The organism is Burkholderia sp. BC1 (genome assembly GCF_052683555.1).
In genome coordinates this window covers 63,928-71,572 of the sequence record NZ_JBQYLP010000199.1, presented here as the reverse complement: position 1 = coordinate 71,572, position 7,645 = coordinate 63,928, and the positions used below count along the sequence as shown (strand labels likewise).

5 protein-coding genes and 1 pseudogene are annotated in these 7,645 nt (G+C 67.8%); 5 read left to right on the top strand and 1 reads right to left on the bottom strand.

From position 1 onward, the window contains the following. Nucleotides 1–847 precede the first annotated feature (847 nt). From ACSHSS_RS30660 to polX, 4 genes are all read left to right on the top strand, one after another. Nucleotides 848–1,630, top strand: coding sequence for a Crp/Fnr family transcriptional regulator (locus tag ACSHSS_RS30660; RefSeq protein ID WP_006402402.1), 783 nt, complete (start codon nucleotides 848–850; stop codon nucleotides 1,628–1,630). An 11-nt stretch (nucleotides 1,631–1,641) separates the two neighbouring features. After that, nucleotides 1,642–3,045, top strand: coding sequence for an undecaprenyl-phosphate glucose phosphotransferase (locus ACSHSS_RS30655; protein WP_043279915.1), 1,404 nt, complete (start codon nucleotides 1,642–1,644; stop codon nucleotides 3,043–3,045). A gap of 394 nt (nucleotides 3,046–3,439) precedes the next feature. After that, complete coding sequence (locus ACSHSS_RS30650; RefSeq protein ID WP_035956058.1) at nucleotides 3,440–3,832, top strand: TraR/DksA family transcriptional regulator; 393 nt, start codon at nucleotides 3,440–3,442, stop codon at nucleotides 3,830–3,832. 170 nt (nucleotides 3,833–4,002) lie between these two features. Then, on the top strand, nucleotides 4,003–5,769 hold the full coding sequence (gene polX / locus ACSHSS_RS30645; protein ID WP_445546016.1) for a DNA polymerase/3'-5' exonuclease PolX: 1,767 nt from the start codon (nucleotides 4,003–4,005) through the stop codon (nucleotides 5,767–5,769). Nucleotides 5,770–5,805: 36 nt separating this feature from the next. Here the strand turns inward: polX and ald are convergent, their stop codons facing one another. Further along, complete coding sequence (gene ald, locus ACSHSS_RS30640; RefSeq protein ID WP_445546015.1) at nucleotides 5,806–6,921, bottom strand: alanine dehydrogenase; 1,116 nt, start codon at nucleotides 6,919–6,921, stop codon at nucleotides 5,806–5,808. A gap of 308 nt (nucleotides 6,922–7,229) precedes the next feature. Here ald and ACSHSS_RS30635 point away from each other — a divergent pair. Beyond that, a pseudogene (locus ACSHSS_RS30635) lies at nucleotides 7,230–7,619 on the top strand (DUF3995 domain-containing protein); the annotation flags it as partial. Nucleotides 7,620–7,645 lie beyond the last annotated feature (26 nt).

The window sequence follows — 7,645 nt, the reverse complement described above, 5'->3', positions numbered from 1 at the left end:
CCATCTCGCCTGCAACTTCGGAAGTTGGTCCATTGATCAGCGTTTCCCTAGCACGGTACTCAATTCCGCTAAACGCACATTACGTCATTTCACAAACTTTGACGATCCAAAAAGAATGAGAACCTTATATGAAATTCGATCTTGCCTTATTTAAGAATTAATCATCCGGAAATGGAATCGACCGATGTAAACGTATTCTCCTATCACCGGTTGCCAATCGCCAGACATGAAGCATTGTGCCTCGAAAACAGAAAGACAACATCAAACACTATTTGACATTTAATTGGGGAAGGAGATCTTTCCCATTCGAATCAGGGGTTTGCGACGCATTTGTGGGGTGGCTAACAAAAGCCCGGATTAGAGCGCCGATTCAAAGATGAGACAGTTCGAAACTGGCGCGCGGGACCGCGTGCGGACGAGCTGAGACAGCGGCCGACGTCGCGGAAACGATTGAAAAACAACTGTAAGTATTTGAGCGACAAGCCCCGAGCGCCATTCTGCGCGGGCTTCCGCGGTGCCCGCGTATTGATCAGTCGAATAGCCGCGAGTGTCTAGCGAATGCCCGAGTGTCCGGAAATGAGACGGTTTTCGATCGTTCCGGAGGCCGCCATTCGGCCGTTCTAAACGGTCGTCATTCATATATTAAGGACGGACGGCGATTGGCACGCAAATCGCTTATTACGACTCGCGTGTCGAACGGGGTGATTGACCGACATCGACGGCGATAAGCCGCCAATGTCCGATCCGTGGTTGTAGGCCGCAACCGCCGATGGCGCCCGACACGCTTGACGAAAACGAATTCCGCCGACCGTCTGCATGCGGCGCGGACAATAAGAGGGATACAGACATGCTTCATCTTCAATCGAGCTATTCGGCGAATGCCATTCTGGACGCACTGCCGGAGGACAGCATTCGGGCGATCGCACCGCATCTCGAACTGGTCCGGGTCAAGCCCGGCATGCTGGACCGGGTCGGCGAACCGATGCGTCATGTGCATTTCCCGACGACGGCGATGATGTCGGTGCAGCACTTGATGGAAGACGGTGCGATGGTCGAGGTGGCGGTCGTCGGCCGGGAAGGTGTGGTCGGGCTCGCGACGATGGTCGGCGGGGCGGCGGTGTCGAACCGCGTCGAGGTGCGTATCGGCGGGATGGCGTACCGCGTGCCGACCTGCGTGATGCGCACGGAATTCGAACGTTCGCCGGCGACGTACCGGCTGCTCCTCAACTATTGTCAGGCGACGATGGCGCAGATCTCGCGCAGTGCGCTCTGCAATCGCCATCATTCGGTCAGCGAGCAGCTGAGCCGCTGGCTGCTGCTTGCGCACGACCGGATCGAAGGCGACGAGCTGGCCGTCACGCAGCAGACGATCGCGAACATGCTCGGCGTGCGGCGCGAAGGCGTGACGGAAGCGGCCGGCAGCCTGCAGGAGGCCGGACTGATCCGGCAGCGCCGCGGACGCATCACGGTGCTCGATCGCGGCGGTCTCGAGCGTCACGCATGCGAGTGTTACGACATGATCCGCGCCGATTACGATCGGCTGCTCGGCTCGCGCAGCGGCGCGCGCCCGATGTCGGTACGTCCGCGTCTGACGGAGGTGCGCTGCGGCGCGGCGGCACACAGCGCGTGAGGGCGGCGGAGATGAGAGGAACGAGTGTGGCGCGCCGCGCCGGGATCGCGGCGGCCGACGTCGTGCTCGTGCTCGCCGGCGCGCTGGCTGCGCAGGCCGCGGGCGGGCTCGCGTGGAGCGATCTGTCCGACGCGCGCCGCGGCGCGATCGTGTTGCTCTGCGTGCTGAGCGTCGCGCTGCTGCCGCGCGCGCTGCGCGAGACGGGCAACGGCGCAAGCGTGCGCGAACGCGAACAGGCATTGAGCGGCACGATTGCCGCGATCGTGTGCGCGAGCGTACTGACGATCGCGACGGGCGTCTGGATCATGAATCGCGGCGGCACGATCACGATGCAGTGGATCGTCGAGACCGTGCTGGCCGCCGACGCGGCACTGCTGCTCGGCAGGGTCGCGCTGCTCGCGGTCGCGGCCAGGCGTCCCGAGGCGCGCGCGCATCGGCGCCGCGTCGCGGTGGTCGGCGCGACCGGATACGGTCGCGTCGCGATCGAGCGCATGCGGCTCGCGCCGCAGGGGCCGTACGTGCCCGCGTACGTGTTCGACGACGATGCGCCCGGCGCGGCCGCCGATATCGGCGGCGTGCCGGTGATCGGCGACTGGCACACGCTGCGGCAGCGGATCCACGACGGCGAGATCGACGAGGTGTGGCTCACGCTGCCGATGTCGCACGAATGGCGGATTCAGCGGATCGTTCGCGAGCTGCGCGACGAGTTCGTGCAATTGCGCCTGCTGCCCGATGTACGTCATATGTCGGTCGTCGACCGTTCCGCGACCGACGTGCTCGGCATGCCGGCGATCAATCTCGCGACGACGCCGCGTTCCGCACCGGAGATGTGGGCGAAGTTCGCGTTCGACCGGCTGTTCGCCGCCGCGGTGCTGGTACCGCTGATGCCGCTGATGGCGGCGCTCGCAATTGCCGTCAAGCTGTCGTCTCCGGGGCCCGTGCTGTTCCGGCAGCGCCGCAAGGGGATCGACGGCCGCGAGTTCCATATCCTGAAGTTCAGGACGATGCGCGTGCATCGCGAGCAGCCCGGCGTGCTGCGGCAGGCGTCGCGCAACGACTCGCGCGTGACGCCGGTCGGCGCGTTTCTGCGCCGCACGTCGCTCGACGAGCTGCCGCAATTCTTCAACGTGCTGTTCGGCCAGATGTCGGTCGTCGGCCCGCGGCCGCATGCGATCGAGCACGACGACTTGTACCGGCAGCTGATCGACTGCTACATGTACCGCTATCGCGTGCGGCCCGGCATCACCGGATGGGCACAGGTGAACGGCTATCGCGGCGAGACGCGCAAGGTCGAGGCGATGGCCGCGCGCGTGAAGTTCGACCTGTTCTACATGCAGAACTGGAGCTTCTGGTTCGACATGAAGATCATCCTGATGACGATCGTGCGCGGCTTCATCGGCCGCAATGCGTTCTGATCGATTCATGAACGGCATGCTCGAGTGCATTGCGTGGAAGGTTGCGTGCGCAACCAGATTGCGCAACGCGTGCAGTTCGGCATCCGGCGATACGTCGAGCCGCACGGTGCCGATGGAGGTCGAAGCAGGGTCGCCCGCCGCGCGTTCCGGCAGGCGCGCGCGCCGCGTTTTCGCGTCCGTCCCCGGTTTTCGCGCCGTGCCCGCTCGGGCGGCGCGCGCAGCCTGTTCGGATCAACACGCGCCGCCCGGTTGGGTTTATGCTGCATCGAATGCGCGCGGCGTGCCCCGCACGCGCGGCAGCATCCGGTCGCAGCGGCGCGCGTCGTGCGCGTTGGCCGCCGCGCCTCGGCGCGTGCGCGGCAGGCGTACGCGAAATCCGGAACAGGAGACGACGATGGCGCTCGACGAACGGCAACGGCACGCACTGCTGCAGCGGCTCAACGAATCCGAGCAGGCGTTGCGCGCGGAGCTTCGCGCGAGCGAAGACCAGCGCGCATCGGAATCGTATGCGGAGCTGGCCGGCGCATCGCCGGACGAAGGCGACGAAGCGAACGCGGATCTTTTCGTCGACGTCGATCACGCGCTGATCGGCATGAAGCTGGCCGAGCTCCGCGCGATTCGGCGTGCGCAGCAGCGCATGGTCGACGGCAGCTACGGCGACTGCATCGATTGCGACGGCCCGGTCGGCTACGCGCGGCTGCGCGCGCGGCCGACGGCCGAACGATGCACGCATTGCCAGGCGCTGTACGAACGGCGATACGCGACGGCGCCGCGCGCGTCGCTGTAACGCGGCGCCGCGGTCGGACGACGCGGCACACATCGCGCGGCGGGCGTACGATGGAAGCGCGCGCCCGGCGTCGGGCGTCCGGCATCGACGCGCCTGCGCGCGCGGGCGGCGCGATGCCGGGCGCCCGACACCGTGCGGCATCATCTACGTGGAAGGGGGCCACGCCGATCATGCGGATTCACAATGCCGAATGTGCGGCCGTCTTCGCCGAAATCGCGGACATGCTCGAGATTCAGGGCGCGAATCCGTTCCGGGTCCGCGCGTATCGCAACGCGGCACGCACGATTGCCGACTACGGCCGTGACATCCCGTCGATGCTCGCCGACGGCGGCGAGCTCGTGCGGATCCCGTCGATCGGCCCGGATCTCGCGTCGAAGCTGCGCGAGATTGCGCAGACGGGCACCTGCGAATTGCAGCAGACGCTGCGCCGCGCGCTGCCCGGCGCAATCGTTCAGCTGCTCGACGTGCCGGGGCTCGGTGCGAAGCGCGTGAAGGCGCTGCACGATGCCTTGCGTATCGAAACGCTCGAACAGCTGCGCGTCGAAACCAAGAACGGGCACGTCCGTGCGCTGCCCGGTTTCGGCGCGAAAACGGAAGCGCAACTGCTCGACGCGCTCGACGAACGCTTGCGCCGCACGCCGCGGCGCTGTCTGCTGCCGGTCGCGACCGACGTGCTCGCCCCGCTGCTCGAACGGCTGCGCGCGGTGCCCGGCGTGATCGAGGCCGTGGCAGCCGGCAGCGTGCGACGGCGTCGCGAGACGGTCGGCGATCTCGACATTCTGGTATCGGCGCGCGACGCGGCCGCCGTCGCCGATGCCTTCACGCGCGGCGACGCGGTCGAACGCGTGCTCGCCAAGGGCAAGACGCGCTCGAGCATCGTGCTCGCGTGCGGGCTGCAGGTCGACCTGCGCGTCGTCGATGCGGAGGCATTCGGCGCCGCGCTCGTCTACTTCACCGGTTCGAAAGCGCACAACATCGCGCTGCGCCGGATCGCCCAGGCGGCCGGGCTGAAGATCAACGAGTACGGCGTGTTTCGCGGCGAAGAGCGGATCGCCGGTGCGACGGAAGCGTCGGTCTACGATGCGATCGGCCTGCAGTGGGTGCCGCCCGAGCTGCGCGAAGGGCGTGGCGAGATCGACGCGGCGCGCGCCGGCACGCTGCCGACGCTCATCGAGCGCAGCGCTCTTCACGGCGATTTCCACGTGCATACCGACGCATCCGGCGGTCGCGACGGCCTGCACGCGATCGCTGAGGCCGCGCGTTCGCGCGGGCTCAGCTATCTTGCCGTGACCGATCGCGCACCCGATGCGGGCCGCGGCCGCACGGCCGATTTCACGTGGTTGCTCCGGCAGCTCGACGAGATCGATCGGCTCAACGCATCGTTCGACGACTTCGTGCTGCTGAAAGGCGTCGAGGCCGGCATTCGCGACGACGGCAGCCTCGACGTGCCGGCCGATGTGCTCGACCGGCTCGAGATCGTCGTCGGCGCGGTGCGCGACGGCTTCGATCTGCCGCGCGACGCACAGACCGCGCGGATGCTGCGCGCGATCGACGATCCGCATCTGACGATCGTCGCGCATCCGGCCGGCCGCTTGCTCGGCGAGCGCGACGGATGCGACGTCGATCTGCCGCGCGTGATCGCGCACGCGGCGGCGCGCGGCTGCAGCGTCGAACTCGATGCGCAGCCGCAGCGGCTCGACTTGCCGGACGTCTGGTGCCGCGAGGCCGCGAAGGCCGGCGTGCCGGTCGCGATCGGATCGGACGCGATGAGCGCGGACGAACTCGGCTATCTCGACGGCGGCGTCGATCAGGCGCGGCGCGGCTGGCTGACGCCGCGCGAGGTGCTCAACACGCGCACGCTCGCGCAACTGCGCCCGCTGCTCGCGCGCGCCACGGACGCAAGCGCGGCGCAGCGTCGCCGCCGCAACGGCACGTGAACGCAACGGGTCGGCGCGTGCCGCGCCGTCGCGCGATCACGCGAGCACGTCGATCGCCGGCACGTACGGCAGCCGCAGCGCCTGTGCAACCGCTTCGTACGTGATGTGCCCGTCGCAGACGTTCAGCCCCGCGCGCAGATGCGGATCGTCGATCATCGCCTGTTCCCAGCCCTTGTCGGCGAGCGCGAGTGCGTGGCCGAGCGTCGCGTTGTTCAGCGCGAACGTCGACGTGCGCGCGACCGCGCCCGGCATGTTCGCGACGCAGTAGTGAACGACGCCGTCGACGACGAAGGTCGGGTCCGCGTGCGTAGTCGGATGCGAGGTTTCGAAGCAGCCGCCCTGATCGATCGCGACGTCGACGACGACCGCACCGGCCCGCATCGTCGCGATCATGTCGCGCGTGACGAGCCGCGGTGCCGACGCACCGGGTACCAGCACCGCGCCGATCACGACGTCCGCATCGCGGATCGCCTCGTCGATCGTCTGCGCATTCGAGCAGACGGTCGCGATCCGGTTCGCGAAGATCAGGTCGAGCTGCCGCAGCCGGCTCACGTTGGTGTCGAGCACCGTCACGCGCGCGCCGAGGCCGACCGCCATCTGCAAGGCGCCGGTGCCGACGACGCCCGCGCCGAGCACGACGACGTGCGCGGCCGGCACGCCGGGCACGCCCGCCATCAGCATGCCGCGCCCGCCGCGCGGGCTTTCGAGATGCGTGGCCGCGACCTGGATCGACATGCGGCCGGCGACTTCGCTCATCGGCGCGAGCAGCGGCAGGCCGCCGCCCGGCCCGGTCACGGTTTCGTAGGCGATGCACACGGCGCCCGACTTCACGAGTGCGGCCGCCTGTTCCGGATCGGGCGCGAGATGCAGATAGGCGTACAGAACCTGCCCGCGCCGCAGCATCGCGCATTCGGCGGGCTGCGGCTCCTTCACCTTGACGATCATGTCGGCGCGCGCGAACACTTCCTCGGCGCCGTCGCACAGGGCTGCGCCGGCGGCGGCGTAGTCGTCGTCGAGCAGGCCGATCGCGGTGCCCGCACCGCGCTGCACGAGCACCTTGTGGCCATGCCGCGTGAGTTCGCGTGCACCGGCGGGCGTCAGGCCGACGCGGTATTCGTGGTTCTTGATCTCTTTCGGCACACCGATCAGCATGAGTCGTCTCCAACGGTTGTCGTTATCGTCGCCGTGCCGCGGATCGATGGGGCGATGCAGTTGCGTTGGCGCGTGTCGTTGTGCGACGCGCGTTCCGTCGGCCGGACGCTGCGCGCGCGTCGTGCGCGCGACTGCAGCACAGCTCTAAAAGGTAGCGACGGGCTGACCGAAGTCAAGCCGCAGTGCGGCACGGCTCGCGCGTGTCGATGCATGAATCGCGTTTCGATATCGTGATGCACGCGTTGCGTGTGCGCCTCGAAGCGGCACGACGCGAAGCACTTGTCACACGATACGAGGAACCGCGCGACATGATCGCTGCGTATTTCAGCGTGCCGACGCTCTGCGCGATCGCGCTTGTCCACGTCTATTGGGCATGCGGCGGACGACGCGGCAAGCGTGCGGCGATACCCGAACACGACGGCGTGCCGTTGCTGCATCCGAGCACGGCCGGCACCTGCACGATCGCGGCCGCGCTGCTCGCAGCGGCATGCGTCGTCGCCGCGCGCGCAGGGTGGGTGTGGCCGGGCCGTTATCCGGGCGCGAGCGGCATCGCGATCGTCGTGCTCGCATTGCTGTTCGCGGTGCGCGCCGTCGGCGATTTCCGTTACGTCGGCTTTTTCAAGCGGATCCGCGGCTCGCGCTTCGCCCGGATGGACACGCTGTACTACTCGCCGCTGTGCGCGAGCGCTGCGGCGAGCTGCAGCCCACGTGGCCGCCGCCCCGT

What these genes read in the sequence shown, in the direction of transcription:
- polX (WP_445546016.1), top strand. Translation starts at nt 4,003, where the DNA reads ATGCGGATTCACAATGCCGAATGTGCGGCCGTCTTCGCCGAAATCGCG.
- ACSHSS_RS30655 (WP_043279915.1), top strand. Translation starts at nt 1,642, where the DNA reads ATGAGAGGAACGAGTGTGGCGCGCCGCGCCGGGATCGCGGCGGCCGAC.
- ACSHSS_RS30660 (WP_006402402.1), top strand. Translation starts at nt 848, where the DNA reads ATGCTTCATCTTCAATCGAGCTATTCGGCGAATGCCATTCTGGACGCA.
- ald (WP_445546015.1), bottom strand. Translation starts at nt 6,921, where the DNA reads ATGCTGATCGGTGTGCCGAAAGAGATCAAGAACCACGAATACCGCGTC.
- ACSHSS_RS30650 (WP_035956058.1), top strand. Translation starts at nt 3,440, where the DNA reads ATGGCGCTCGACGAACGGCAACGGCACGCACTGCTGCAGCGGCTCAAC.